Source organism: Deferrisoma palaeochoriense, assembly GCF_054656955.1.
On the sequence record NZ_BAAHXI010000043.1, the window covers coordinates 1 to 25,734 of the forward strand.

Here is a 25,734-nt window from a genome sequence, read left to right on the forward strand (position 1 = left end):
ATGAACCTCCTGCTGTCGTGTCTCGCGCGCCGCTCGGGCGCCGGCTAGACGGCCCGGGCCACCACCTGCTCGGCGACCTTCGCCGGGGCCTCCTGGTAGTGGCTGAACTGCATCGTGAAGGTCGCCCGTCCCTGGGTTCTCGACCGCAGGGTCGTGGCGTACCCGAACATCTCCGCCAGGGGCACCGCCGCCCGAACCAGCCGGGCCCCGCCCCGTTGATCCATCTCGAGAATCTTGCCCCGCCTCGCGTTGAGGTCGGCGATCACGTCGCCCAGGAACTCCTCGGGCACGACCACCTCGACCGCCATCACCGGTTCCAGGATCCGGATCCCGGCCCGCTCGGCCGCGTCCCGAAGGGCCTGGGACGCCGCGATCTTGAACGCGATCTCCGAGCTGTCCACCGGGTGGTACGATCCGTCCACCAGGACCACCCGGACCCCCACCACCGGGTAGCCCGCGAGGAACCCCCGATCGAGGGCCTCCGAGACCCCCTTTTCCACGGCCGGCACGTACTCCCTCGGCACGACCCCGCCCACGGTGCGGTTCTCGAACCGGAAGCCGTCCCCCGGCTCGAGGGGTTCCACCTCGAGGACCACGTGGCCATACTGGCCCCGGCCCCCGGTCTGGCGGACGAACCGTCCCTCCCCCCGTGCCGGGCCCCGGAAGGCCTCGCGGTAGGCCACCATGGGCCGGCCCACGTTGGCCTCCACCTGGAACTCCCGCATCAGCCGGTCGACGATCACCTCCAGGTGGAGCTCCCCCATGCCCGAGAGGATCGTCTGCCCCGTTTCCTCGTCCACCCGGACCCGAAACGACGGGTCCTCCGCGGCAATCTTCGCCAGGGCCACCCCGAGCTTCTCCTGGTCGGCCTGGCTTTTGGGCTCGATCGCCACCGAGATGACCGGCGTGGGCACCTCGATGGCTTCGAGCACCACCGGAGCGGCCGGGTCGCACAGGGTGTCGCCCGTGGCCGAGTTCCGGAGCCCCACCGCCGCGGCGATGTCGCCGGCCGCCACCCCGTCGATCTCCCGGCGCTCGTTGGCGTGCATCTCGAGGATGCGGCCGATCCGTTCCTTTTTGCCAAGGCGCGGGTTGTAGACATACCCGCCGGCCCGCATCTGTCCCGAGTAAACCCGGAAGAAGGTGAGCTGGCCCACGTAGGGGTCGGTCATCACCTTGAACGCCAGGGCCGCGAACGGCTCGTCGTCGCTGGCTCGCCGCACCACCCGCTCGCCGGTCCGGGGATCCGATCCCTCGTAGGGCGGCACGTCCACCGGGCTCGGCAGATACTCGACGATGGCGTCGAGCAAGAGCTGGATGCCCTTGTTCCGGAACGCGGCCCCGCACAGGACCGGCACTCCCTTGAGCCCTACGCAGGCCCTTCGCAGGGCCGCCCGGATCACCTCCTCCCCCAGCTCGCCCCCCCCGACGTAGGCCGAGAGGATCCCCTCGTCCACGTCCGCCAGGGCCTCGAGCATCCGCTCGCGCATCCGCCGGGCCTCCGGCAGGACCTCCTCGGGGATCGGCAGATCCTCGTAGCGCTCGCCGAGGCTCTCGTCGTCCCAGATCCGGGCCCGCCACCCGACGAGGTCCACCACCCCCCGGAACCCCTCTTCGCGCCCCAAGGGGATCTGGACCGGGATCGGGTTTGCCCCGAGCCGCTCCCGGAGCTCCCGGACCACCCGGCCGAAATCCGCGCCGGGACGGTCCATTTTGTTCACGAACGCGATCCGCGGGACCCGATACCGATCGGCCTGGCGCCAGACCGTCTCGGACTGGGGCTCCACCCCCCCCACCGCGCAGAACACCGCGACCACCCCGTCCAGGACCCGCAGGCTCCGCTCCACCTCGATGGTGAAGTCCACGTGCCCCGGGGTGTCGATGATGTTAATCCGGTGCCCGAGCCAGAAACAGGTGGTCGCGGCCGCGGTGATCGTGATGCCGCGCTCCTGCTCCTGCTCCATCCAGTCCATGACCGCCGTGCCTTCGTGCACCTCCCCGAGGCGGTGGCTCACCCCGGTGTAGTACAGGATCCGCTCGGTCGTGGTCGTCTTGCCCGCATCGATGTGGGCCGCGATGCCGATGTTCCTGTACCGCTCGATCGGGGTCTGCCTGGGCACGACACCTTTCCTACACGGGAGCCCGGAGCTCCCCTACCACCGGAGATGCGAAAACGCCTTGTTGGCCTCGGCCATCCGGTGGGTGTCCTCGCGCTTCTTCACGGCGCCCCCGCGGTTCTGGTACGCGTCAAGGATCTCGTTGGCCAGGCGCTCGCGCATGGTGCGCTCGCCCCGGGCCCGGGCGTAGCCCACGAGCCATCGGATCCCCAGACTCACCTGGCGGCGGGGGTTGACCTCCACCGGCACCTGGTAGGTGGCGCCGCCCACCCGGCGGGACTTCACCTCCACGATCGGCTTCACGTTCTGAAGCGCCGCGTGGAACACCTCGAGGGCGTTCTGGTTCGTCTTGCTCTCCACGACCTCCAGGGCCCCGTACACGATCTTCTCGGCCACGCTCTTCTTGCCGTCGCGCATGACCTTGTTGATCAGCTTGCCGAGGAGTTCGTCGCCGTACACCGGGTCGGCGATCTGCCGGTACTTGGGGCGCTTCGGCGCCACGGGCTGGTCGTAGCGACTGCGCTTCTTCGCCATGGCCAACTCCTACTTGGGCTTCTTGGCGCCGTACTTGGACCGCCCCTGCCGGCGCTTGTCCACGCCCGAGGCGTCCAACGTACCGCGGATGATGTGATACCGGACGCCCGGAAGGTCCTTGACCCGGCCTCCCCGGATGAGCACCACCGAGTGCTCCTGCAGGTTGTGCCCCTCCCCCGGGATGTAGGCCGTGACCTCTTTGCCCGTGGTCAGCCGCACACGGGCAACCTTCCGGAGGGCCGAGTTGGGCTTCTTCGGCGTGGTCGTGTAGACGCGGGTGCACACCCCGCGCTTCTGGGGACAGGACTCCAGGGCCGGAGACGCCGTCCGCTTCTTCACCTTCTTTCGGCCCTTACGCACGAGCTGGTTGATCGTGGGCATCCAGAACCTCCTCGACGGTTTCGGGGGCCCAACCCGAAAACGAAACACGCACCTGCCGTCGGCCCCGGGTCCCTTCAGGCGCGGCCCACGGCGCAGCAACCACTTCCAGTTGGAGCGCTTTTGCGGTCGACGAACGTGTTCGGTTCGGCGAGCTGTCTCGGCGGCTCATGCCTCGGACGGGCAGCGGAGCCGTTGGGGAGCGGTCTCCCCCAAAAGGGAACGCGGAGGCTATCACACCGGTTCGGGCGGTGCAAGAGCCTCCGCGGGATTTTTTCGGAGGGTCGGCCTTCGGCCCTCGGCGGAGGGTTTCGCCGCCCCAGGGCGCGGCCGACGACTACTTCAGGAAGGTGCGGAGCTTGCGGCTGCGGGTGGGGTGGCGCAGCTTGTGGAGCGCCTTGGCCTCGATCTGCCGGATCCGCTCCCGGGTCACCGCGAAGTCCCGCCCCACCTCCTCCAGGGTGTGGTCCGATTTTTCGTCGATGCCAAACCGCATCCGGAGCACCTTCTCCTCCCGGGGCGTGAGGGTGGCCAAGACCTCCCGGGTCTTCTCGGCGAGGTTCGAGTGCTCGGCCGCCTCGTCGGGCAGCACGGCGTTCTTGTCCTCGATGAAGTCGCCCAGGTGGCTGTCTTCCTCGTCCCCGATGGGGGTTTCGAGGCTGATGGGCTCCTTGGCGATCCGCAGCACCTTTCGCACCTTGGCCACGCTCATGTCCATGCGCTCGGCGATCTCCTCGGGTTTGGGCTCCCGGCCGAGCTCCTGGACGAGGTAGCGGCTTGTGCGCACGAGCTTGTTGATCGTTTCCACCATGTGCACCGGCACCCGGATCGTGCGGGCCTGGTCGGCGATGGCCCGGGTGATGGCCTGTCGGATCCACCAGGTGGCATACGTGGAGAATTTGTACCCCCGCTGGTACTCGAACTTGTCCACGGCCTTCATGAGCCCGATGTTGCCCTCCTGGATCAGGTCGAGGAACTGGAGGCCGCGGTTCGTGTACTTCTTGGCGATGCTCACCACGAGCCGGAGGTTCGCCTCGATGAGCTCGGTCTTCGCCATTTTGGCGCGCAGCTGTCCCGACTTGATGGCCTTGACCTTCTCGAACAGGGCGTCTCGCGTGAGCCCGGTTCGCTCCTCCGCCTCCCGGATGGCGTCGAGGTGGCCCCGGATCTCCTTGCGCAGCCGCTTGACCTGGTCGGGCCTCCGGCCCATCTCCTCGCAGATGGCCCGGAGGCTCTTGCCCTCCCACAGGGCCAGGAACTCCTGGGGGGTCATGCCGATCTCGGCCTCGATGGCCCGAAGCCGGGACTCGGCGGCCCGGACCCGGTCGGCCAACTCGAAGTACCGCTCGACGATCTGGTCCACCACGGTGTCCTTGAGCCCCAAGGACCGGAAATGGCGCACCATCTCCTTCTGGATCGAGGCGATCTCGGCCCCCACGTCCTCCCCCGCGGCCTGGCGGGCCCGCAGTTCCGAACGCCGCTGGTCGAGGCTGCGCAGGGTTTCGATCACCGCCAGCACCCGGTCCACCTGGCTCTCCGGCCCGCCGGGCTCCCCCCGGGGCTCCTCGGGTTCCTCCCCCTCGTCATCCTCGACCTCCGCCGCCTCTTCCAGATCGTCGCTCAGGTCCATCACCGTCCGGAGGCTCACCTCGCCGGTGCGCAACTTCTCCCCGAGGGCCACAATCTCCTCCACTGCCAGGGAGCCGCTAAAGGCCGCCTCGAACGCCTCGTTGAGCCCGGCCTCGATGCGCTTGGCGATCTCGACCTCACCCTCCCGGGTCAGGAGCGACACCGACCCCATCTCCCGCAGATACATGCGCACGGGGTCGTTGGTGCGCTCGAACAGGGCCTCGTAGTCGGCGCGCTCCTCTTCCTCGGCCGGCTCCTCCTTGGCCTCCAGGTCCTTGGACCCCTCGGAGTCCTCGGCCTGGAACTCCTCGCCTCCCTCGGACGCGGCCTCGACCGCCTCCTCCTCGACGACCTCGATGTCGAGATCCCGCAGGGTCATGATGAGGTCGTCGATCGCCTCGGGATCCACGTACTCGTCGGGCAGGAAGTCGTTGAGTTCCCGGTAGGTCACATACCCCCGGTCACGCCCTTCCTCGATGAGCTCCTCGAAGTCTTCGAGCCGAAACCCTCTGCTCATGTTCGTCCGCTCTCCGGTCGCGTGTTTCGAAAAACGCCTCGTCCTACCCCTGCAGCCGGGCGATCTCCTGGTCCAACTCCGCCTTCCGGCGGAGGCAGGTCTCGACGGCACCCGCGTCTCCCGCCTTCTCGGCGGCCCGCAGCCGCCGGAGCACCCGGGCCGCCTCGCGCCGGGCCGCCCGCAGCCGGAGCCGGCGCACCAGCTCCCCGAACTCGGGGAACGCCCCCTCCTCCACCGCGAGCCGCGCCACGAGCGACCGGACGGCCTCGGGGGCCGCCGTGAGCCGAAGCTCCTCGGCCTGCTCGGCCACCCACCGCGCCGCGTCCCGGAGCGGCCCCGGGGCGAGCCATTCCTCCATGCCCTCCTGCCGAAACGGCTCCCGGGTGCGGGGGCGGTGCACCAGGCACGCCACCACGGCCCGCTCCAGGGGATCCTCCGCAGGGGGCGCCGGACCCTCGGCCGGCTCGTCCCCCCGTTTGGCGCGCGTTCGGGCCCGCTGCCGGAGCCGGGCCTCGTCCACCTCCAGGGCCTCGGCGGCCCGGCGGGCGTAGAGGTCCCGGGCCAAGGGGTCGGCCACCTTGGCCAGGAGCGCCCCCACCCGGTCGGCCGCCCGGAGCCGGGCCGGCACCGAGGACCGATCGGTCCCCCGGACGACGTCCTCGAGGAAGAGATCGAAAAGCGGCGGCGCCTTTCGCACCTCGGACTCGAGATCCCCGCTCTCCCGCACAAACGAGTCGGGGTCGTGGCCGGGGGGCAGGAACACCGCCCGGCAGTCCATCCCCTCGGCCAGGAACACGTCGAGGCTCCGGAGCGCCGCCCGTCGGCCGGCCTCGTCGCCGTCGTACAGAAGCACCACCCGGTCGGCCCGGCGCCGGAGTTCCCGGAGGTGCTCCGGGCCCAGGGCGGTGCCCAGGGTGGCCACGGCCCGGGCGTGGCCCCGGCCGTGGAGGCTGATCACGTCCAGGTACCCCTCCACGACCCAGGCCTCCCGGTTGCGCCGTAGGGCCTCGGCCGACTGGTAGAGCCCGTAGAGGAGCCGCCGCTTTTGGAACACCGGGGTCTCGGGCCCGTTAAGGTACTTGGGCTCTCCCTCGCCGATGACCCGCCCCCCGAACCCCACGACCCGGCCCGACGCGTCGTGGATCGGAAACATGATCCGGTCGCGGAACCGGTCGTATACGCCCCCGCCCTCCCTCGCCCGCACCAGGCCGGCCCGCTCGGCCACCCCCAGATCCCACCCCCGGCTCTTCAGAAACCGGGCCAGGGGATCCCACCCCCTGGGCGCGTATCCCAAGCCGAACCTCTCGGCCAGCTCCGGCCCCACGCCCCTTCGCTCCAGGTAGGCCCGGGCCTGCTCCCCCGCCCGGCCCGAGGTGAGCTGGTACCGGAAGTACCGGGCCGCCAGATCGAGAACCGCCAGGAGCCGCGCCTTCTCGTCCCGGGCCGGCCGGGACTCGGCCGGCCCCCGGGCCAGGGGCACCCCGGCCTCCCGGGCCAGCCGCTCCACGGCCTCGGGGAACCCCAGCCCCTCCATCTCCATGACGAACCGGAAGAGGTCCCCCCCGGCCCCGCACCCGAAGCAGTGGTAGAACCCCCGTTCGTCGTTCACCACGAAGCTCGGGGTCCGTTCGTCATGGAACGGACAAAGCCCCTTCCAGTTTTTCCCGCTTCGCCGGAGCTCCACGTAGCGACCCACCAGATCCACCATGGACACGCGGTCTCGGATCGCCTGGAGGGTCCCTTCGTCGAAGCGCATGGGGTCACTTCCGTTTCCGGTCGCCTGTCGAGAACATCCGGCTCCGGGCTCCGGTCACGGGGGGGCCGGGCTCCCGATGGGGGCCGGCCCGGTCAGCGGCCGGAGAGCCCGGCCACCGTGGCCGCGTCGCCTTCGAGGGCCCGCCACCCCGCGACCCGCGGGTCGGCGTCCAGGGCCTCTCGCACCGCCCGGCGCAAGGCGCCGGTGCCCCGTCCGTGGACGACCTTGAGCTCCCCCAGGCCGGCCAAGACGGCTCCGTCGATCGCCCGGTCGAGCCGGCGCAGCGCCTCTTCCACCCGGCAGCCCACCAGCACCACCTCGCCCCTCCCCCGGGCCTGCGCCTGCACCCGCACCCCGCCCCCGGCCGGGCGGGGACGGGACGGGGCCGCCGGCTCCAACTGCGCCGGGGACGCCGTGACCCGAAGCCCCCCCACATCGACCAGGGCCTGGCCGTCCTTGATCTCCACCACCCGGCCCTCCCGGCCCACCCCTTTGATCCGCACCCAGTCCCCCTCGCGGGGCATGCCCGCCGGCCCCGGCGGTTCCGGGGTTTCCCGGACCTCGGCCTCGACCCGCCGCTCGATCCGGGCCACCTCGGCCTCGGCCTCCTGCTGGGAGATCTCGCGCCGGGCGAACCGGCGGATCACCCGGGCGAGCCCCTTGCGGGCCCGCTGGATCTCGGCCCGGGCGGCCTCCCAGGCCTCCTCCCGGGCCCTGCGCCGGGCCTCCTCCGCTTCCCGCAGCCGGCGCTCGGCCTCCTCGAGGCGCTGCCGGGCCTCGGCCTCGGCCGCCCGGGCCCGCCGGGCCGCCTCCAGGGCCTCGTCCCGGGCCCGCTCGATCGCCTGGAGGAACCCGGCCCCCGGCTCGTCGCCCCCGGCCGCGTAGGCCCGGGCCCGGGCCAGCACGTGGGGCGGAAACCCGGTGTGCTCGGCCACCTCGAACGCGTTGGAGTGGCCGGTCCGGCCGTACACCAGCCGGTAGAGCGGGCGGCCCGTCTCCCGGTCGAAGGCCACGGCCGCGTTCTCGGCGTCGGGCCGGGCGTAGGCGAACCCCTTGAGGCCCTCGAGATGGGTCGTGCCGATCACCGTGGACCCCGCGTCGAGGAGGGCCTCCAGCACCGCGAGCGCCAGGGCCCCGCCCTCTCGGGGGTCGGTTCCCGCCCCCAACTCGTCCAAGAGCACCAGGGTCCCGGGCTCCGCCCCCTCCAGGGCCTCCCGCAGCCGGCTCAGGTGGCCCGTGAAGGTGGAGAGGTGCCGGTCCAGGTCCTGCTCGTCCCCGATGTCGGCGGACACCGGGTCGAACCAACCCACCCGGCTCCCCTCGGCGGCCGGCACGAAAAGCCCCGAGCGCGCCATGAGCACGAGAAGCCCCGCGGTCTTGAGGGCCACGGTTTTGCCGCCCGCGTTCGCGCCCGTTATCAGAAGGAGCCGGGCCCCCCCCACCTCCTCGCCGCCGACGAAGAGGTCCACGGGCACCACCCGCTCGTCGGACCGAAGCGCGAGCAGCGGGTGCCGGGCGCCCCGGAGCCCGAGCTCCCGGCTCCCCACCACCTCGGGCCGCACGGCCCCGAGCCGTCGGGCCAGGGCCCACTTGGCCGCCAGGAGGTCGAGGTGGGCCGCCACGGCCACGTTGACCGCGATGGTGCCGGCCTCCCGACCGACCCAGGCCGTGAGCTCCGCCAGGATCCGCCGGATCTCCTCCTCTTCCTCCTCCAGGAGGGAGCCCATCCGGTTGTTGAGCTCCACGACCTCCAGGGGTTCGACGAAAAAAGTCTGCCCCGTGCGGGAGCGGTCGTGGACGATTCCCTCCAGGTAGCCCCGAAAATCGGTGCGGAGCGGCACCACATACCGGCCGTCGCGCACCGTGACGAAGTCGTCCTGCACCGCGGGGGCGAGATCCCGCTCCCGCAGGAGGGCCTCGAGACGCGAGCGGATCCTCCCCCGGACCCTCCGCAGTTCCTCCCGGATCGCGGCCAGGCGGGGGCTCGCCCCGTCCAGGATCTCGCCCCGGGGCCCGAACACCCTGGCGAACCGGTCCACCAGGAGGTCCAAGGGGCGCATCCGGGCCGCATACCGCCCCAGGATCGACCCCTCGGCCGCCGCGTCCTCCAGGTACTCCTGGACCCGGGCACAGGCCTCCAGGGTGTCGCGGATCTCGAGAAGGGCATCCACCCCCAAGACCACCCCGGCCCTGCGGGCGGTCCGGAGGTGCGGCCCGATCTCCCGCAGGCCACCCACGGGGGGAAGCCCCAAATCGGGCTCCAGCCGACCCAGGGCCTCGACCTCGGCCAAGGCATCCCGGGCGGCCTCGGGGTCCGGAAGCGGCCGCACGGCCCCGCACAGGGCCCGCCCCTGGGGCGAGCGGGCCCCTTCGGCCAAGACTTCCAGGATCCGGAAAAAGTCCAGGACGTGGAGGGTCCGCTCGTCCGCGCCCCGGGCCGGCCGGGGCTCGCGGGAGGGCAAGGAGGACGTCAACGCCCCTCCACCGAAAGCCTCTCGCGCACCAGGGCGTTGACCCGCGCGCCGTCGGCGCGGCCCCGCACGCGAGGCATGAGGATCTTCATCACCTTTCCCATGTCCTTGGGCCCCGAGGCCCCCGCCTCCGCGACGGCCCGGTCCACCTCGGCGCGGAGCTCGTCGTCCCCGAGTTGCTCGGGGAGGAACTCCTCGATCACGGCCAGTTCGGCCGTTTCCTTCTGGACGAGGTCGTCCCGGCCGCCGGCCCGGAACTGTTCGATGCTCTCCCGGCGCTGCTTCGCGAGGGTCCCCAGGGCCGCCAGCACCTCCCCCTCGTCGAGGGGGGCCCGCTTCTCGATGCGGCGTCGCTCCAACTCCGCCCGGATATTGCGGAGGGCCGACACCCTGGCGGCGTCCCTCGCCTTCATCGCCGCCACCAACTCCCGCTCGATCCGCCCTTCCAGCGCGGACGTCTCGGCCATGGGTCTCCTCCCTGGGGTTTCCGCCGGGCCGCGGCATCCAACCCGCGAGGGTCCCGTGCCCCGCCGGCGGCAACGAGCCCAACGAAGCTACAACATTCAGGCTGGCACCGGGTTTGTCAAGGTCACCGGGTGGTCACGAACCCCTGGATCCCCTTCGTTCGGAGCACCGACTCCTGGAACTCGGCCGCCGCCGTGCGGCTCAGGAACCGGCCGGCCTGCACCCGGTACCAGGTACGACCCGCCACCGAGGCCTCCACGATGGCAGCCTCCACCCCCTTTTTTCGGATCTCGGCCAGGAACCGTTCCGCATCGGCCCGGGCCCGGAAAGACCCCACCTGCACCGTAAACACCGGGGGCGGAGCCTCGACGGGTTTGGGGGCCGGCGGGCGGGCTCCCGGCGCCCGGTCCTCCGGCGGGACGGGGCTCGCCTTCGCCGCCGGCCTAGGGGGCTTCGGCGCGGCCGCGCGGTTTCGCTCCGCCCCCGCCGACGGCGCCTCCGGCGGCGGAACCGGTTTTTTGAGCTCCCGGTAGAAGGTCAGCTCGGGCTCCGGGGCCGGGGCCGGTTCCCGCACCTCGGTCTGCTCCTCCGGCGCGGGCGCCGCCGCCTTCGGCCCGGCCTGGGGGACCGCCAGCTCGGGGGGCAACGCCGGGGGCGCCCACAGCGACCGGCCCACGAACACGCCCAGGAGGAACACGAGGACGAGCACGAGGCTTCCCCCCACGGCCGCCACCACCAGGCGGCCGGTGTCGAGCCTCACGACGTGCCGGTCGTCCACGTGCCGGCGGTCCCGCATCTCCCTCACATCGTCTCCGGCGCCGCCACGCCGAGAATCCCCAACCCGTTGGCAATGACCCGGCGCACGGCCCCGGCCAAACACAGCCGTGCCCCGGCGAGATCCGGGTCGTCCACGAGGAACCGGTAACGGTTATAGTACCCGTGGAACCGGGCCGCGAGATCCTGGAGGTAAAACGTGAGCCGGTGGGGCTCCCGCTGGAGCGCTGCCTCCTCCACCACCTCGGGGAACAGGTAGAGGAGCTTGAGGAGCTCCCGTTCGTCCTCCTCGGTGAGGCGGTCGAGCTCGGCCTCGGCCGCCGAGGGCACCGAAACCCCCGCCTTCTCGGCCTCGCGGAACACGCTGGAGATCCGGGCGTGGGCGTACTGCACGTAGAACACCGGGTTGTCCGCGGTCTGGGCCTTGGCCACCTCGAGGTCGAAATCCAGCGGCGCGTCGCACGACCGGGTGAGGAACAAAAACCGCGCCGCATCCCGGCCGACCTCGTCCACCACCTCCCGCAGGGTCACGAACTCGCCGGCCCGGGTGCTCATGCCCACGGGCTTGCCGCCCCGCAGAAGGCTCACGAACTGCACCAGCAGGACCTCGAGCCGGTCCGGATCGATCCCCATGGCCGCCAGGGAGGCCTTCATCCGGGGCACGTAGCCGTGGTGGTCGGCACCCCAGATGTCCACCACCCGGTCGAACCCCCGGGCGAACTTGTCGAGGTGGTAGGCGATGTCGGCCGCAAAGTAGGTGAGGGACCCGTCGCTCTTGACGAGCACCCGGTCCTTCTCGTCCCCGTGGGCCGTCGTCCGAAGCCAAAGGGCCCCGTCCGCGCGGTAGGCCTCCCCCCGCTGTTCGAGCTCCCGGAGGGCCGCCTCCACCGCACCGGCCTCGTGGAGGGACGTCTCCGAAAACCACCGGTCGAACCGCACACCAAAGGCCTCGAGGTCGTCCCGGATCCCCTCGAGAATCCTCTCGCCCGCCCAGCGGCCCAGCCGCTCGATGGCCTCCTCCTCCGACCACGCCTGCCACTCGTCCCCGAACCGCTCCAGGGCCTCCCGGGCCAGGTCCCGGACGTAGTCCCCCCGGTAGTGGTCGTCCGGGAACGCCACCGGCTCCCCGGCGAGTTCCCGGCACCGCAGGAGTACCGAGCGGCCCAGGATCCGCATCTGGTTTCCGGCGTCGTTCACGTAGTACTCGCGCTCCACCCGGTAGCCCGCGAACTCCAGGAGCCGGGCCAGCACGTCGCCCACGGCGGCGCCCCGGCCATGGCCCACGTGCAAGGGCCCGGTGGGGTTCGCGGAGACGAACTCCACCTGGACCCGTTCGCCGCGGCCCGCCTCGGAACGCCCGAACGCCGGCCCCTCGCGTTCCACGTCCCGGAGCACCCGGGTCCAGGCGCTAGGCCGGAGCCTCACGTTGAGAAATCCCGGCCCCGCCACCTCCACCGAGGCCACGAGGCCCTCCGGGTCCTCCAGGTGGGCCGTGAGGATCTCGGCCACTTGGCGGGGGGGCCGTTTCACGGCCGCCCCGAGGACCAGGGCCAGGTTCGTCGCGAAATCCCCGTGCTCGGGGTTCCGGGGGAGCTCGACCTTCCAGGGAAGGGGCCGCCCGGGGTCCGGCAGGGCCCCCGCGGCCACGGCGCGGTCCAGGGTCTGGGAGAAAAGATCGGTCAGCGTTCGACGCACGGCGTGTCCTCTCGGTCGGTGTGGGGCCCCCTGGGGGAGGCCCCAGGGCAAAGCGCCCCCTGGCCCACGGCTTCCCAACCCGGGCCTTGGGGGCTAAGGCGGGGCGGAGGCCGCCCCGTCTCACGAATCCCCGAACACGTCCTCCACCTTTTTGTGGCGCTCGGGCGCCCCTTTCGCCTCCTCCTCGGGGGGCAGTGCCGCGTCCCGGCAGAAATCCGGGCAGTGGAGGGCCGTCTCCTTCAGGTTGTGCTTCTTCGTGCAGGTTTCGCGCCAGGCGCACACGGCGCACTGGGCGCGGATGTCGAGGGTCATGGCGTCTCCTCCTCGGCCGGATCGGGCAATTCCTCGGGCCGGCGGGGCCAGCCCACCCCCGCCACGGCCGCATACTGGCGGGGCCGGCGGTCGGCCAGGAACGGCCAGGTCCGCCGGGCCCACTCCACCACGGCCGGGTCCACCTCGGCAAGGAGCACCCCCTCGGCCATGTCGAGGGGCTCGGCTGCCAGGTCCCCATCGGGCCGGACCACGTAGGAGTGCCCGTAGAAGTCGAGGCCGTCCTCGCTGCCCACCCGGTTGACCCGCACCACGTAGACCCCGTTGGCCACGGCGTGGCTCACCCCCATGGCGAGCCACCGCTCGTGGCTCGCGTAGGCGGCCGCGGTGGGCACGAACACGGACTGGGCCCCGGCGAGGGCCAGGCACCGGTACCCCTCGGGGAAGAAATGGTCCCACCCCAACTGCACCCCGAACCGGAGCCCGGCCACCTCGAACACCGGAAACCCGAGGTCGCCGGGGGCGAAGGCCCGGCGCTCGTGCCAACCCGGGATGTCGGGGGGGTGGACCTTCCGGTACAGACCCTGCCGACGGCCCTGGGCATCGATCACGAGGGCGCTGTTGTGGTATACGCCGTCGCCGGCCCTCTCGCAAAAGGGCAGAACGAGGGCGATGCCGATCGAGCGGGCCGTCTCGGCCGCCCACTGCGCCAGGGGACCGTCCAGTGGCTCGGCCAGCGGGGCCGGGTCGGCCTCGAGGTCCCGGGGAAACCAGGGGTGGAACGCGAGCTCCGGCAGGCAGGCGATCCCCGCGCCCCGGGCCCGGGCCGCCTCCAGGAACTGCGCGGCCCGCGACCGCATCCGGTCCGGGTCCGGGTGATACGCGATCTGCACGGCGGCGATCTTCACGGGTTTCCTCGCGGGCAGGCGGGGGGCGTGCGGAAAAAGGCGAGGTATGCTACGGAAGCGACCCCGGCCGGGTCAAGGAGTTTTTCGATGCGCGTCGACCAGATGACCATGGTTGAGTTCGAGCGGGCGGCCCGGGAGGTGGGGATCGCCTTGGTCCCCTTCGGCAGCGTGGAGGAGCACGGAACTCACCTGCCCCTCTCCACCGACACCCTCCAGGTGTGGGAGGTGGCCCTGGAGGCGAGCCGGCGCCGGCCGTTTCTCCTGTGCCCCCCGGTCCATTACGGGTACTGCCGGAGCACCCGCGACCACCCGGGCACCCTCTCGATCCGGCCCGGGACGCTCCGTTGCCTCGCCTTCGACCTGGGCCGAAGCCTCCACGCCCAGGGGATCCGGGGGGTTTTGTTCGTCTCCGGCCACGCCGGCGGCCTCCACATGGCCGCCCTGGAGGAGGCGGCCGAGGCGTTGGCCGAGGAGCTCCCGGACCTCGAACTCGCCGTAGTGTGCGAGTACCGCTGGGCCCAGGAGGCGGGCCGGAACGGCGTGGTCCGGACGACCGACGACGGACACGCCGGGGAGATCGAGACGAGCCGGGTCCTCTATCTCTCCCCGGAACAGGTGCAGGGCACCTCCCCCGAGGAGTACCCCCGGTTCGAGACCCCCTTCGTGGCCCGGGACAAGCGCGGCCAGTGGCCCGGAGGGGTCTGGGGGAACCCGGGCGCCGCCTCGGCGGAGACGGGCCGGCGGCTCTTCGAGGCCTCGGTGGAGCGGCTGGTGGCCCTGGTGGACGAGATGGCCCACCGGGTGGCGAGCCGCCGCCGGGACTAGCGGGGCGTTCCCGAGATCTCGTGGTTTTTCGTAAAGGGTGGGGCTGGGGGCCCCTCCTTCGCTGAACGGCCTCGCAGGGGCCGCCTCGGCGCGGTCCGCTGCGGCGCGTGGGGGCACGCGCCGCGACCCCTCCCCTGGCGCCGGGCGGCCCGAGCTGCTCGGCCGTCGCGCTTCGTCGGAACCCCCAGCCCCACCGGCGCAATTTGCATAGATTAGCGGCCTGCACCCCGCGGGAGCGGGCCGCCACGGCCAGGGGGACCGGGGGGTCTTGCCGGGGTGAGGCCCTACGCCGAGGGCCCGGCGGCGCGGGCCTCGCCCCCGCCCAACTCCACGGCCCGGCTCACCGCCACCTCCAGGTCCACGAGGCGAAAGGGCTTCTGGAGGAACAACGCCCGATCGGTCTCGAGGTCCGCGAGCTGATCGCCGGCGTGGCCCGAGACGAACACCGCCGGGACCCCCGGCCACCGGCGGCGAAGCCGCCGCAGGAGCTCGGGGCCCCGCATGCCGGGCATCACCACGTCGGTCACGAGGAGATCGATCCGGGCTTCCCGGGCGAGCCCGGCCTCGGCCTCCTCGCCGGTGGAGAACGCGAACACCCGGTACCCGAGCTCCCTTAGGCAGTCGGCCGCCAGGTCGCGCACCGAGGGGTCGTCTTCCACCAGCGCGACGGCCCGGCCCTCCCCCGCGGCGGCCTCGGCGGCCGGACGGGGCCCGGCCTCTGCCACCGCGCCGGAGGCCGCCGGCCAGACCACCCGGAAGGTGCTGCCGTGCCCCACCTCGGACTCCACATCCACCCGGCCGCCGGCCTGGGTCACGATGCCGTACACCGTGGCGAGCCCGAGGCCGGTGCCCCGGTCCTCTGGCTTGGTGGTGAAAAACGGCTCGAAGATGCGGTCCAGGATCTCGGGCTCGATCCCCTCCCCCGTATCCTCCACCTCGATCACGGCCACGGGGGTGCCGTCCGCGTCGCGGTCCGCCCGGGTCCGGATCCGGAGCTCGCCGCCCCGGGGCATGGCGTCCCGGGCGTTCACGGCGAGGTTGAGGATCACCTGCTCGAGCTGGCCAGGGTCGGCCTTGATGGTCCCGGCGCCCGAGCCGAGCTCCAGGTGCAGCCGCACGTCCTCGCCCAAGAGCCGCTCCAGCATGCCGGCCAGATCCCTGAGGGTTTCGTTCAGGTGAAGCACCCGGGGCTCCACCTTCTGCCGCCGGCTGAAGGTGAGGAGCTGGCGGGTGAGGTCGGCGGCCCGGTCCACGGCCTTCAGGATCTCCCGGGCGGCGCGCTCGCCCTTTTCGTTGCCCCGGACCCGGCGGGCCAGCATCTCTGCGTAGCCAGACACCGCCGTAAGCAGGTTGTTAAAGTCGTGGGCCACCCCGCCGGCGAGCCGGCCCAGGGCCTCCATCCGCTGGCTGTGGGTGAGCTGGGCCTCCAGGGCCCGGCGCTCCGTGACGTCGAAGAGCACCCCCTCGAGGCGCCGGCCTCCGGGACCGTCCACCGCCCGGCCGACGTCGAGCACCCACCGGAGTTCCCCCTTGGCGTCGTGCACCCGGTACTCCAGCTCGTACGGCCCGCCGCGCTCGGCCGCGGCCGCGATCTCCCGCCACACCCTCGGCCGGTCCTCCGGCACGACCCAGGTGGTGAGGCCCTGGTCCGGATCCCCCAAGGGGACGGCGGAGGCGTCGGCGAACACGCGCTCGGCCGCGGGGCTCAGGTACTCCACCGGCGCCCGGGTGGGCCCGAACCCGCAGCGGTACACCGCGCCCGGGAGGTTGTCGATCAGGGTCTCGAGGGCCCGGCGCGTTTCGGCCAGGCGTTCCTCGCTGGCGATCCGCTCGAGCTCTCCCCCGACCCGCCGGGCGTAGAGCGCCAGCAGATCCCGTCCGGCCTCATCAAGGTCGAACGGCCGGTCGTGGAACACGCACAGGACCCCGATCACCTCGCCCCGGCTGTCGGTGACCGGGACGCCCGCGTAGGCGTCGAGCCCGCGCTCCCGGAACGAAGAGTTTTCGGGGAATCTCTCTTGCAGGCCCTGGGGGATCACCACCAGCCCCCGCCGGCCGGCGACCTCCCCGCACGGGGTCCCTTCCAGCGGAAACGCGGGGATGTACACATGCTCCCCGTCGGCCACGGCCGCAATGGGCTCCGCCATGCCAGAGACGAGATCGACCCGGTTCACCAGCGCGACCCGCACCCCGAACTCGCGGGTCAGTACCGCCACAACCGCCCGGAAGAGCTCGGTACCGGTCAGGGCCGCCGTTGCCTCGTGGAACCGTCGCAGCCTCGCCTCGGCCCGCCGGCGCTCGGCGGCCTCGGCCCGCAGGGCCCCGAGGGCCGCCACCCGTTCGAGGGCCACCCCCGCCATGTGGCCCAGGGTTTCCAGGGCCTCGAGGTCGTCGCCGGTAAACGCCCGGCGTTCTCCGAAGGAGAGGGTCAGGACCCCGAGGGCGAGGCCCTCGGCCCGCAGCGGCACGGCCGCCACCGAGACCGCCCCCAGCAGATCGGCCGCCTCGGCCACGGCCCTCGGGTGGGCCCGGTAGTCCTCGGCCGTGCGCACCGCCTCCGCCCGCAGGACCTCCCCGGTGAGGCCCTGATCCCGGGGGATCCGGCCGAACCGGCTTCGAAACGCGAGGGGCAGGTTCTTCCCGGCCGCCAGGTAGAGGTCGCCCCGCGCCTCGTCGGCACGGTACAGGGTGGCCGAGGCCGCACCGAAGGCGGTTAGAGCACCCTCCACCAGGGTGTGGAGGACATCTTCCTCCGTCTGGGCCAGGGTCAGCCGGCTCGCCAAGGCGTAGAGCCCGTCGAGCCGCCGGGCCCGGCGGGCGAGCTCCTCCTCCCAGCGTTTGCGGTCCGTGATGTCCCGAAGCACCCCAGCCACCCCCCGGATCCGGCCGTCGGCGGCCCGGATCGGCACTCGGGACGCCAGAAACACCCGCCGCTCCCCCCGGACCGGGAGCACCTCCTCGGACTGGACCGGCCGGCCCGTTTCCAGCACCTCCCGGTCGTGGGCCTCGACCACCGCGGCGGCCTCAGGGGGAAGGAAATCCCGGGGCCGGCGGCCCAGAGCCTCGTCCGGCGCCACACCCAGGATTCCGGCCCCGGCCGGGTTCACGAGCTCGTACCGGCCCTCGGTGTCCTTTACAAATACCGGGTCCTCGGCCCCCTGGGCCAGCGCCCGGAGCCTCTCCTCCGAGGAGCGGATCTCCTCCAGGAGCGACCGGTACCGGCGGGCCGACCAGGTCCGCCACAGGAGCACCCCGCCGAGCCCCAGGCACAGCATCCCCAGGCCGGCCGCCCCGGCCTCCCACCGGGCCTTCTCTTGCCACGGCGCCAGGGACTCGGCCCGGTCCACGGCCACCACGAGCCCCCACCCGGCGTCCGAGATCCACCGCACGGCCCCGATGACGGGCCGGCCGGCCGGGCCGAGGAAGGTGCCCTCGGTCTCCCGGGTCTCCAGGGCCGCCTGGACCACCGACCCGGGCCGGGCGGGAGAGAACGCGACCAGCGGATCGGAGCCCGGCCGCACCACCTCGGCGTCCGATCCGGCCCGGGCCGGCCGCCGCACCAGGTAGACCTCGGCCGGCGGATCCCCCGGCGCCTCCCGCAGAAGGGGAAAGAGGGTCGCCCGCGGGTCCAGATAGAGCCCCACCACCCCCAACACCGGCGCTTCGGCCGGCCGCTCGGCCGGGTCGGCCCGTTGGAACACGGGGGCCAGGATGCCGATCATGGGCTCCCCGTTGTCGCCGAAATGGAGGTCGTGCAGCAGGGTGCGGTGCTCCCGGGCCACCCGCCGGGCCATCGGCCCGGCCGCGGCGCAAGGGGGCATTCCCCCCTCGGCCCCGAGGAGGAGCTCGCCCTGGGGCGTGAACAGGTACGCCCCCAGAACGCCCCCGAAGAGCCGCAGGTTGTCGAGGTGGAGCCGCAGGTGGGCGGGGTCCACGCCCTTGGGGCACGCCCCCTCGGCGCACAGGCCGATGAGATCCGGGTCCCAGGCAAGCACCTGGACGTCGGCCCGCCGCTCGGCGAGCCAGGTCTGGAGGGAGGCCTTCCGGGCGTCGGCCACGGCCGCGAGGCGCGCCCGCACCCCGGCCTCGAACGCCTCGAGCTCGGTCGCGCGCGCCCACGCGAACACGGCCACGGCGGCCCCGAGCACGAGCGCCCCGAAGGCCGCCCACGTCCATCTGGATCGGGACATGGGTTCCTTTCCGGTGGTGGCGGAGAGGCTCCGAGGGGTCATGGCCCCGTCCGCCGCGGGATCACCTGCGCCAAATCACCCACCGTTACCGCCGAATCGCCCACCCCCCGCGGGGCCCCGGGGGCCCTCCGCGCCCCGAAGCGCACCGGCGCCCCTCGCCAAGGGGTGTCGGCGCAAACGGGAGCCTCCCTGCGGTGCGCCCGCCCCGTCGGCGGCCGGGCCCGGGATCGCCGCCCAAGCGCCGTCGCCCCCGGGCCAACCCCAATTGATAGCAAGTTCCGTTCCAGCCAGCCCCGGATCACGGGGCGGCCGGGGTCCGATACACGTAGGCGTAGGGGTCGGTGGGGTAGAGCTCCCGGAAGTTGCGGATCTTCTCCAGGTACGACGGCCGCAGGGGCTCGTCCTTCGGCACGAGCAGGATCCCGGTCTGGGTCCGCAGGTCCCGGGAGAGCACCATGCCCTCCCGAAGCTCGTCCAGGGGCACCTTGCGCTCCCGGCTCGCGTCGTAGGCGTCCTTTCGCTCCTCCAAAACGTCGAGGAGCGCGTTGAACACGCCGCCGTCGAACCTCCTCCCCACCTGCCGGTCCATCGCCTCGAGGGCGAGCCGCTCCTCGGCCCCTTTGCGGGCCCCGCCCCGGGTCAGGTGGTCGTAGGCGTCGAGCACCCGGAGCACCCGGGCCGCGAGGGGGATCTCGTCGGCCGCGAGGCCGTCGGGGTAGCCCGACCCGTCGACGTTCTCGTGGTGGTGGCGCACGGCCCGGGCCACGGCCGCGAGCCCCTCGATCACCTGGATCTGGCCCTCCCCCAGCACCGGGTGCCTGCGGACCTCCTCGCGCTCGTTTCCCCCCAGGTGGGCGGGGTCCTTGAGCAGGATCGCGTCGGGCAGTCCGATCTTTCCGATGTCGTGGAGAAGGGCCGCCACCACGGCGTCCTGCACGGCGGCCCGGTCGCGCACCCCGAGCCGGCCGTAGATCCCCGGGATCAGGGCGGCCACCCGGCGGCAGTGGGCCCCCAGGGCCTGGCTCCGGAGGTCCAGGAGACTCGCGAACGCCTTGATGGTGGCGAGGTTTTGCTTGCGCAGGTTTTCGTTCAGCTCCTCGGAGAGCTTGAGGGCCATCTGGAGCTCGTTCGTGCGCTCCAGGACCCGGCGCTCCAGGGTGGCGTTGAGCTCCCGGAGTTCCTCGTTCTGCCGGCGCACCTGCTCCTGGAGCCTGGCGTTTTCGCGCTTGAGGTCCAGATCGGCCAGGGCCTCCTCCACCACCTCCAGGAGCGCCCGGTCGTCCCAGGGTTTGGGGAGGAACCGGTAGACCCGGCCGTCGTTGATGGCGTCCATGGCCGCCTTGGCGTCGGCGTAGCCCGTGAGGATGATCCGCACCGCCTCGGGCTGGAGCTCCCGAGCCCGGGCGAGAAGCTCGGTGCCGCTCATGCCCGGCATGCGCTGGTCGGAGAGGATGAGGGACACGGGGCGCTCCTGGAGCACCCGGAGGGCCTCGGCCCCGTTTCGGGCCAGCACGATCTCGTGGCCCGAACGGTGGAACATGCGGGCCAGGGCCTTGAGGATGTTTTCCTCGTCGTCCACGAACAACAGCGTGTGCTTCGCCATGGGATCACCCCTCCCCGATCCGGTACACGGTGCCGCGCCATCCCGGCGCCTCCACCGGGCTCGCCCCGGCCACGGGGCCCGGGGCCTCGCCCCAGGCCCGGCCGAGCGCCGCGCCGTCGCCCAGCCGCTCCCGGGCGGCCCGGTTCGCCAATGCCACCTTGCCGTCCTCCCCCACGGCCACGAGCGCCACGGGCGCGGCCTCGAGCACCGCCCGCGCGAGCCCGGCGCTCCGGGCCTCCAGGCCCTGGCGGATCGTCTTCTCGAGGCACCGGTTGATCGCGGCGAGCTCGGCGTTCTGGGCCTCCACCCGCACCCGGAGCACCTCGCATCGGCGCCGAAGGGTGACGGCCTCGGCGGCCTCGGCCACGGTGGCCCGCAGCACCTCGTCGTCCCAGGGCTTGGTGAGGAACTTGAAGATCGCCCCCTCGTTCACGGCCTCAATGACCGCGTTCACGTCGGTGTAGCCCGACAGGACGATCCGCACGCACTCCGGGTGGAGCGCCTTGAGCCGCCGCAGGAGCTCCACACCGGTCATGCCGGGCATGCGCTGGTCGGCCACCACCACGTCGAAGGGCCCCTCGGCCTCGAACCGCCGCAGGGCCTCCTCCCCCGAGGTGGCAAACCCCAGGGCCCAGGGCTCCCGGCGAAAGAGCCGCCGCAGGGCCCGGAGCACGTTCTCCTCGTCGTCCACGAACAGGACCTTCGGGGTGTCGGCGCCGGCGCTCATCGGGCCCCCGCCTCCCCCGCCTCGGGCGGGACCACGGGCAGCACCACCCGGAAGGTGCTCCCCTCGCCCGGGGTGCTCTCGGCCCGGATCTCCCCGCCGTGGGCCCGTACGATGCCCGCCGCCAGATGGAGCCCCAGGCCGGTCCCCTTGCCCGGTGGCTTCGTGGTGAAGAACGGGTCGAAGATCCGCTTGAGGTTCCCGGGCGGGATCCCCACCCCGGTGTCCGCGATCTCCACGGCCACCCGATCCCCCTCGGCCCGGGTGCGCACCGTGACCCTCCCCCGGCCCTCGCCCTTCTCCTTGACCGCGTGGGCCGCGTTCACCAGGAGGTTCAGGAACACCTGGTTGAGCTGCTGGGGCCGGCACAGGACCTCGGGGATCTCCCCGAACTCCCGCTCCACGTCGCAGTCGTATTTGAGCTCGTTCCAGGCGATGTTGAGCGTGCTCTCCAGGCACCGGTTGAGGTCCGCGTACTCCCAGTCGCCCCCGCCCGGGTGGCTGAAGGTCTTGAGATCGGTCACGATCTTCCGGATCCGCTCGGCCCCCTCCCGGCACTCGGCCACGATCGCCCCGAGGTCCTCCAGGAGGAAATCGAGATCGGTTTCCTCCCGGGCGGCCCGGTAGGTCTTCCAGGCCTCGAGGGGGTCGACCGTACCGCGCTCGACCGCCTCGGCGAGTTCCCGCGTTCTCTCCCCCAGCCGGCTGAGGTCGGCGGCGTATTCCGCCAGCCGGTTCAGGTTCGACAGGATGAACCCCACGGGGTTGTTGATCTCGTGGGCGATGCCGGCCGCAAGCTGCCCCACGCTCGCCATCTTCTCGCTTTGGAGCAGCCGGTGCTCCAGCTCCTTTTCCGCCGTGAGGTCCTGGTAGCGCACCACCACCTGCTCCACCCGGCCCCGCCGGAACAGGGGGAAGAGCCGCACCTGGTACACGGCGCCCCGGGCGTCGTGGAGCTCCACCTGGGCCGGCTCGGCCGAGGCGAACACCCGGCCCACCAGGCTCGCCACCTCGGCGCTCGCCCCGGGCACGGGCAGTTCGGCCAGGCGTTTCCCCAGGATGTCCTCGAAGGGCTTTCGCACCAGATGGGAAAACGCCCGGTTGGCCCGGCCCACCGTGCCGTCGTGGCCCAGAACCACGGTGGGGTCGGTGATCGAGTCGAACACCGCCTCGATCTCCTGCTTGGCCTGGAACACCCGGATCTCGAGGTCCTTCTTCTCGGTCACGTCGATGAACGAGGCCACGCACCCGGCCGGCCCCTCGGGGGTCCGGACCTCCTCGCAGGACCACAGGAGCTGCCGCCGGAGGCCCCAGCGGTTTTGCACCTCGAGTTCCCGATTCCGGCAGGCCGGCACCTCCCCCCGGGTGGCGGCACAGGTGGCCCCCCGGCAGGGGACCCCCACGTCCGCGGCGCGCGCCCCCACCAGGTCCGCCGGCTCGGCCCCAAGGACCGCGGCCGCCGCCCGGTTGGCCCGGGTCACCACGCCGTCGGGTCCCACGGCCAGCACCCCGGCCGGGAGGGCGTCGAGGAGGCTTTCCAAGAACGCCCCGGTGCGCGAGAGCTCGGCCGCCTGTTCCCGCACCATCCGCTCGAGCTCGGTGCGAAACGCCTCGTTCTCCCGGACGAGCCGGCGGTACTCCATGGCCTGGGCCACGGCGTTTCGCAGCACGGCCGCGGGAAACGGCTTCACGAGGAACCGGAACACCTGGGCCCGCGTGGTGGCCTCCTCCGCGATCTTGGGATCCATGACCCCGGTGTAGAGGATGCCGACCACGCCGGGCCAGCGCTCCCGCACCTCGGCCAGGAGGTCCACGCCCGTGGCGTCGGGCATGGCGTGGTCGCTCAGCACCACGTCCACGGGCTCGGCGGCGAGGATCCCCCGGGCCTCGTCCGCCGAGGTGGCGGCGAGCACCCGGTAGCCGGCGGGCTCGAGGAACCCCTTGCAGATCTCCGTGATGCTGGGCTCGTCGTCCACCACGAGCACGGTGGGCGCGGGCTCGCCGGCCCGGCGAGCCCCGGGGTCGTTTGCGGGCACCATGGCACCCCTCCCGAAGGCGTTGGCGCCTCCCGTGGCGGGAGGCCCCGGTCCCCGTTATCGGTCGGGAGAAACGAGAGCTTGAGGGGTCCTCGGCGGGAGGGGGCGCCGGGACATCAGGGGGCGGGGGTTTCCGCGGGATTCAGCGGAACCCGGAGGGAAAACACGCTCCCGCCCCCCTCCCGGGGGCGGTAGGTCACCGTGCCGCCGTGGGCCTCGGCGATGGCGCGGCTCAGGGGCAGCCCGACCCCGAGCCCGCCACCCCCGAAGGCGTGGCCGGAGCTCCGGTGGTGGCGCACGTCGCCCGCCTCGTAGAAGGGGTCGAAGATGGCCTCGGCGTCCTCGGGGGGCACGCCGATCCCGGTGTCGGCCACCTCGAGCACCAGGGTTCCGGCCTCGGGCCCAAGCCGCACCCAGACCCTGCCCCCGTCGGGGGTGAACTTGACCGCGTTTTGGATGAGCGCCCCGGCCGCCCGGGCCCACTTCCGCACGTCCACCCGGACCCGGAGGGCCTCGTCCCCGGCGACCTCCAGATCGATCCGGACGTCCCGGACCTGCCGGTAGAGCTCGCACAGGTCGGCCGCGGCGCGGGCGAGCGCCCCGAACGGTTCCTGCGCCGGCCGCAGGGGGATCCCGCGCCCCTGGGAAGCCGCCAGGTCCCCCAAATCCTCCACCACCTCCTTGAGCCGCCGCAGGGCCCGGTCTGCCCCCTCCACGAACCGCTGCAACTCCTCGGGCAGGTCCCCGGCCCGGCCGGCCAGGAGCGACACCAGCCCGGCCGCCACCGTGGTGGGGGTGCGCAGCTCGTGGTTGGCGATGGCGATGAACTTCTCCCGGCGCTCGTTGAGGCGCCGCAGTTCCTCCACCACCCGGCGCAGCTCCCGGTTGTCGCGGGCGTACCGGATCCGCTCGTCGCAGTGGCGGATCACGAGATCCAGTTGGGCCAGGCGCACGGGCTTCAGGAGGAAGTCGTAAGCCCCGTGGCGCAGGGCCTCCACCGCGTCGTCCAGGGTGCCGTACCCCGTGATCAGCACCACCTCGGTGGCGGGCCAGCGCTCCCGCACCCGCCGGAGCACCTCGATCCCGGAGATGCCCGGCATCTTGAGGTCGGTGATCACCAGATCGGCGGGTTCCTCCTCGAGGAGGAACAGGCCGGCCTCCCCCCCGCCCGCGGTGCGCACCCGGTGGCCCTCCTCCTCCAGGTGTTCCCCCAGGGTGTCGCGCACGGCCGGTTCGTCGTCGATCAGGACGATGTTCATGGGCGTTCGGACCCCTCCGACGGTGTGGAATCGGGCCCCCCGCCCCCCGCGGGCACCACCCGGAACTTCTCGGCCAGGAACGCCGGATGGTAGGCCAGCTTGGCCTGCCGGAGCCCCGGATCGCCCAGGTCCTGCTCCCGGTTCACGTACTCGTACCCCTCCAGGGAATGGAGGCAGAAGTCCCGGTTGATCACCTGGGCGAGCCCCTCCCATCCCGGCTCGGTCTTTTCGAAATGCACCACGAAGGTTCTCTCGTTCAGGGGCTCCCCGAGGCAAAACGCCCGCACCCGGCCGTCCACCCGGATCACGCCGCCCCGGAGCCCCAGTTCCTCCCGGAGTTCGAGGGCCTCGCGGCAGGCCCGGGTCTCCTCGAAGGTGCTGGGGCGATCCACCGAGCAGCGGATCTCGCACCACCCCTCGGCGAGCCGCAGGCACTCCCCGGTGTGCCCGTCCGCGAGCTCCTCGTACGCGTATCCTTCGGCGTGCTCCCGCAAGAACTTGAGGAGCCGGTTCCGCCGCTTGTGGTAGCGCTTTCCGGGCAGGTGCGCCAGGTCGTCCCGGCGGTAGACGTAGTCGGCCTGATCCCGGTCGGGCGAGGCCCGCCACGCCGGCGGGGGGAACCGTTCGTCCACCCACGCCCTCGGCACGGGGAAGAGGACCGGCGCCGACCCCCTGCGCTCCAACTCCGCCAGGACCGCCCCCGCGGCCCCCGGGTCCGGGGGCCCGATGGGGGGAAAGCCGTACGCGGCGCCGTCGTAGCCCCGGGCCAGGATCAGGACCGACCCGCCGAACCGGCTCACCTCGTAGCGGTGGGCGTGGCGGAACAGGTAGAGGTTCGCGAAGGTGAACTCCGAGATCTCGGGCTCCAGGGCCCGGAGGCGCGGGGCCAGCTCGTCGCGGTGCCCCAGCGCCAGGGGGGCAAACGCCGGGTAGGCGGGAATGCGGGTCACGCCCTGGCCCCCCGGTACCGGTGCCGCACGCGGCCGAGCCAGCGGTTCAGGGGGTGGGATCTCGGGAGGAACCCGAGCACCGGGGGCCGCCGAACCCCCAGGGCCTCCAACTGCCGCCGGAGCACCGGGTGGCCCGGCGCCCTCGCGAGCCCCTCCCGCACCATCCGGTACGCCCGGGCCCGGTCGCCGGCCGCGAGCAGGAGCACCACGAGCACCCCGTACATCTCGGGCCCGGCCCCGTGGAGGCGGATGGCCTCGAGGCACGGCCGGACCCCCCGGTGGGGGCGGGCGGCCAGGAGGGCCGAGGCCGCCTCCCGCAAGGCCGCCACCGAGGGGTCGCCCCCGGCGTGGGCCAGGGCGTCGAGGCACCGCCGGTACGCCCCCCGGTGAAACGCGTCGAGGGCCCGGGCGAAGGCCCCCTCCGGCCGGACCGCCGGGCCCGGGTTCGTCAGGCTCTCAAACCGCCGCAGGAACTCGTCCATCAGGTCGGAGGTCATTCGGTCGTCCTCCCGAGCAGCCCGCTGGAAGGCTAGGAAGCTCCGGCAGCAGGCCGCGGGGCGCGGCCTGTTCGCGACACACGGCCACGCGTAGGCGCCGGTGTGTGCGCCGGCGGGCGGGGCAAGGGGCCTTCGT

The 25,734-nt window shown here is 72.7% G+C and carries 19 protein-coding genes; 1 reads left to right on the plus strand and 18 read right to left on the minus strand.

Annotation, left to right across the window (positions count from 1 at the left end):
- Positions 1 to 44: 44 nt before the first annotated feature.
- The 11 genes from fusA to ACYQ8L_RS12315 form a co-directional block, all read right to left on the minus strand.
- Positions 45 to 2,120 carry an elongation factor G gene (gene fusA / locus ACYQ8L_RS12265; protein ID WP_459942092.1) on the minus strand — a complete coding sequence of 692 codons (2,076 nt, stop codon included), beginning with the start codon at positions 2,118 to 2,120 and terminating at the stop codon, positions 45 to 47.
- A gap of 33 nt (positions 2,121 to 2,153) precedes the next feature.
- Complete coding sequence (rpsG, locus tag ACYQ8L_RS12270) at positions 2,154 to 2,651, minus strand: 30S ribosomal protein S7 (RefSeq protein WP_459942093.1); 498 nt, start codon at positions 2,649 to 2,651, stop codon at positions 2,154 to 2,156.
- A 9-nt stretch (positions 2,652 to 2,660) separates the two neighbouring features.
- On the minus strand, positions 2,661 to 3,032 hold the full coding sequence (rpsL, locus tag ACYQ8L_RS12275) for a 30S ribosomal protein S12 (RefSeq protein WP_459942094.1): 372 nt from the start codon (positions 3,030 to 3,032) through the stop codon (positions 2,661 to 2,663).
- A 334-nt stretch (positions 3,033 to 3,366) separates the two neighbouring features.
- Positions 3,367 to 5,175 carry an RNA polymerase sigma factor RpoD gene (gene rpoD / locus ACYQ8L_RS12280; protein WP_459942095.1) on the minus strand — a complete coding sequence of 603 codons (1,809 nt, stop codon included), beginning with the start codon at positions 5,173 to 5,175 and terminating at the stop codon, positions 3,367 to 3,369.
- A gap of 43 nt (positions 5,176 to 5,218) precedes the next feature.
- Positions 5,219 to 6,931, minus strand: a complete 1,713-nt coding sequence (gene dnaG / locus ACYQ8L_RS12285) for a DNA primase (RefSeq protein ID WP_459942096.1) — start codon at positions 6,929 to 6,931, stop codon at positions 5,219 to 5,221.
- A 92-nt stretch (positions 6,932 to 7,023) separates the two neighbouring features.
- Entirely contained in the window at positions 7,024 to 9,405 is a 2,382-nt protein-coding gene (locus ACYQ8L_RS12290; RefSeq protein ID WP_459942097.1) for an endonuclease MutS2, read from the minus strand.
- A complete protein-coding gene (locus tag ACYQ8L_RS12295) occupies positions 9,402 to 9,869 on the minus strand; it encodes a GatB/YqeY domain-containing protein (protein WP_459942098.1) in 468 nt (155 codons plus the stop codon). Before ACYQ8L_RS12295 ends, ACYQ8L_RS12290 begins: the two co-directional genes overlap by 4 nt.
- Before the next feature lie 122 nt (positions 9,870 to 9,991).
- Positions 9,992 to 10,663: an SPOR domain-containing protein gene (locus tag ACYQ8L_RS12300; protein ID WP_459942117.1), complete on the minus strand. Its 672-nt coding sequence runs from the start codon at positions 10,661 to 10,663 to the stop codon at positions 9,992 to 9,994.
- A 5-nt stretch (positions 10,664 to 10,668) separates the two neighbouring features.
- Positions 10,669 to 12,336 carry an arginine--tRNA ligase gene (gene argS, locus ACYQ8L_RS12305; protein ID WP_459942099.1) on the minus strand — a complete coding sequence of 556 codons (1,668 nt, stop codon included), beginning with the start codon at positions 12,334 to 12,336 and terminating at the stop codon, positions 10,669 to 10,671.
- Positions 12,337 to 12,456: 120 nt separating this feature from the next.
- Positions 12,457 to 12,648: a hypothetical protein gene (locus ACYQ8L_RS12310; protein WP_459942100.1), complete on the minus strand. Its 192-nt coding sequence runs from the start codon at positions 12,646 to 12,648 to the stop codon at positions 12,457 to 12,459.
- Positions 12,645 to 13,514 carry a nitrilase-related carbon-nitrogen hydrolase gene (locus tag ACYQ8L_RS12315; protein WP_459942101.1) on the minus strand — a complete coding sequence of 290 codons (870 nt, stop codon included), beginning with the start codon at positions 13,512 to 13,514 and terminating at the stop codon, positions 12,645 to 12,647. The genes ACYQ8L_RS12310 and ACYQ8L_RS12315 overlap by 4 nt, the downstream gene beginning before the upstream one ends.
- Positions 13,515 to 13,601: 87 nt before the next feature.
- Between ACYQ8L_RS12315 and ACYQ8L_RS12320 the strand changes: the two genes are divergently transcribed.
- Positions 13,602 to 14,339: a creatininase family protein gene (locus ACYQ8L_RS12320; protein WP_459942102.1), complete on the plus strand. Its 738-nt coding sequence runs from the start codon at positions 13,602 to 13,604 to the stop codon at positions 14,337 to 14,339.
- A gap of 284 nt (positions 14,340 to 14,623) precedes the next feature.
- Here the strand turns inward: ACYQ8L_RS12320 and ACYQ8L_RS12325 are convergent, their stop codons facing one another.
- The 7 genes from ACYQ8L_RS12325 to ACYQ8L_RS12355 form a co-directional block, all read right to left on the minus strand.
- Positions 14,624 to 18,529 (minus strand): PAS domain-containing protein, encoded by a 3,906-nt coding sequence (locus ACYQ8L_RS12325; protein ID WP_459942103.1) that lies wholly within the window; start codon positions 18,527 to 18,529, stop codon positions 14,624 to 14,626.
- A gap of 298 nt (positions 18,530 to 18,827) precedes the next feature.
- Positions 18,828 to 20,132: a response regulator c-di-GMP phosphodiesterase, NosR family gene (nosR, locus tag ACYQ8L_RS12330; protein ID WP_459942104.1), complete on the minus strand. Its 1,305-nt coding sequence runs from the start codon at positions 20,130 to 20,132 to the stop codon at positions 18,828 to 18,830.
- A 4-nt stretch (positions 20,133 to 20,136) separates the two neighbouring features.
- Positions 20,137 to 20,859, minus strand: coding sequence for a response regulator (locus tag ACYQ8L_RS12335; RefSeq protein WP_459942105.1), 723 nt, complete (start codon positions 20,857 to 20,859; stop codon positions 20,137 to 20,139).
- Positions 20,856 to 22,895, minus strand: a complete 2,040-nt coding sequence (locus ACYQ8L_RS12340) for an ATP-binding protein (RefSeq protein WP_459942106.1) — start codon at positions 22,893 to 22,895, stop codon at positions 20,856 to 20,858. The genes ACYQ8L_RS12335 and ACYQ8L_RS12340 overlap by 4 nt, the downstream gene beginning before the upstream one ends.
- Positions 22,896 to 23,008: 113 nt before the next feature.
- Entirely contained in the window at positions 23,009 to 24,151 is a 1,143-nt protein-coding gene (locus ACYQ8L_RS12345) for a hybrid sensor histidine kinase/response regulator (RefSeq protein WP_459942107.1), read from the minus strand.
- On the minus strand, positions 24,148 to 25,101 hold the full coding sequence (locus ACYQ8L_RS12350; RefSeq protein WP_459942108.1) for a DUF2156 domain-containing protein: 954 nt from the start codon (positions 25,099 to 25,101) through the stop codon (positions 24,148 to 24,150). The genes ACYQ8L_RS12345 and ACYQ8L_RS12350 overlap by 4 nt, the downstream gene beginning before the upstream one ends.
- A complete protein-coding gene (locus ACYQ8L_RS12355) occupies positions 25,098 to 25,598 on the minus strand; it encodes a hypothetical protein (protein ID WP_459942109.1) in 501 nt (166 codons plus the stop codon). Before ACYQ8L_RS12355 ends, ACYQ8L_RS12350 begins: the two co-directional genes overlap by 4 nt.
- Positions 25,599 to 25,734 lie beyond the last annotated feature (136 nt).

What these genes read in the sequence shown, in the direction of transcription:
- rpsG (WP_459942093.1), bottom strand. Translation starts at nt 2,651, where the DNA reads ATGGCGAAGAAGCGCAGTCGCTACGACCAGCCCGTGGCGCCGAAGCGC.
- rpsL (WP_459942094.1), bottom strand. Translation starts at nt 3,032, where the DNA reads ATGCCCACGATCAACCAGCTCGTGCGTAAGGGCCGAAAGAAGGTGAAG.
- rpoD (WP_459942095.1), bottom strand. Translation starts at nt 5,175, where the DNA reads ATGAGCAGAGGGTTTCGGCTCGAAGACTTCGAGGAGCTCATCGAGGAA.
- dnaG (WP_459942096.1), bottom strand. Translation starts at nt 6,931, where the DNA reads ATGCGCTTCGACGAAGGGACCCTCCAGGCGATCCGAGACCGCGTGTCC.
- ACYQ8L_RS12295 (WP_459942098.1), bottom strand. Translation starts at nt 9,869, where the DNA reads ATGGCCGAGACGTCCGCGCTGGAAGGGCGGATCGAGCGGGAGTTGGTG.
- ACYQ8L_RS12300 (WP_459942117.1), bottom strand. Translation starts at nt 10,663, where the DNA reads ATGCGGGACCGCCGGCACGTGGACGACCGGCACGTCGTGAGGCTCGAC.
- ACYQ8L_RS12310 (WP_459942100.1), bottom strand. Translation starts at nt 12,648, where the DNA reads ATGACCCTCGACATCCGCGCCCAGTGCGCCGTGTGCGCCTGGCGCGAA.
- ACYQ8L_RS12320 (WP_459942102.1), top strand. Translation starts at nt 13,602, where the DNA reads ATGCGCGTCGACCAGATGACCATGGTTGAGTTCGAGCGGGCGGCCCGG.
- ACYQ8L_RS12325 (WP_459942103.1), bottom strand. Translation starts at nt 18,529, where the DNA reads ATGTCCCGATCCAGATGGACGTGGGCGGCCTTCGGGGCGCTCGTGCTC.
- nosR (WP_459942104.1), bottom strand. Translation starts at nt 20,132, where the DNA reads ATGGCGAAGCACACGCTGTTGTTCGTGGACGACGAGGAAAACATCCTC.
- ACYQ8L_RS12335 (WP_459942105.1), bottom strand. Translation starts at nt 20,859, where the DNA reads ATGAGCGCCGGCGCCGACACCCCGAAGGTCCTGTTCGTGGACGACGAG.
- ACYQ8L_RS12340 (WP_459942106.1), bottom strand. Translation starts at nt 22,895, where the DNA reads ATGGTGCCCGCAAACGACCCCGGGGCTCGCCGGGCCGGCGAGCCCGCG.
- ACYQ8L_RS12345 (WP_459942107.1), bottom strand. Translation starts at nt 24,151, where the DNA reads ATGAACATCGTCCTGATCGACGACGAACCGGCCGTGCGCGACACCCTG.
- ACYQ8L_RS12355 (WP_459942109.1), bottom strand. Translation starts at nt 25,598, where the DNA reads ATGACCTCCGACCTGATGGACGAGTTCCTGCGGCGGTTTGAGAGCCTG.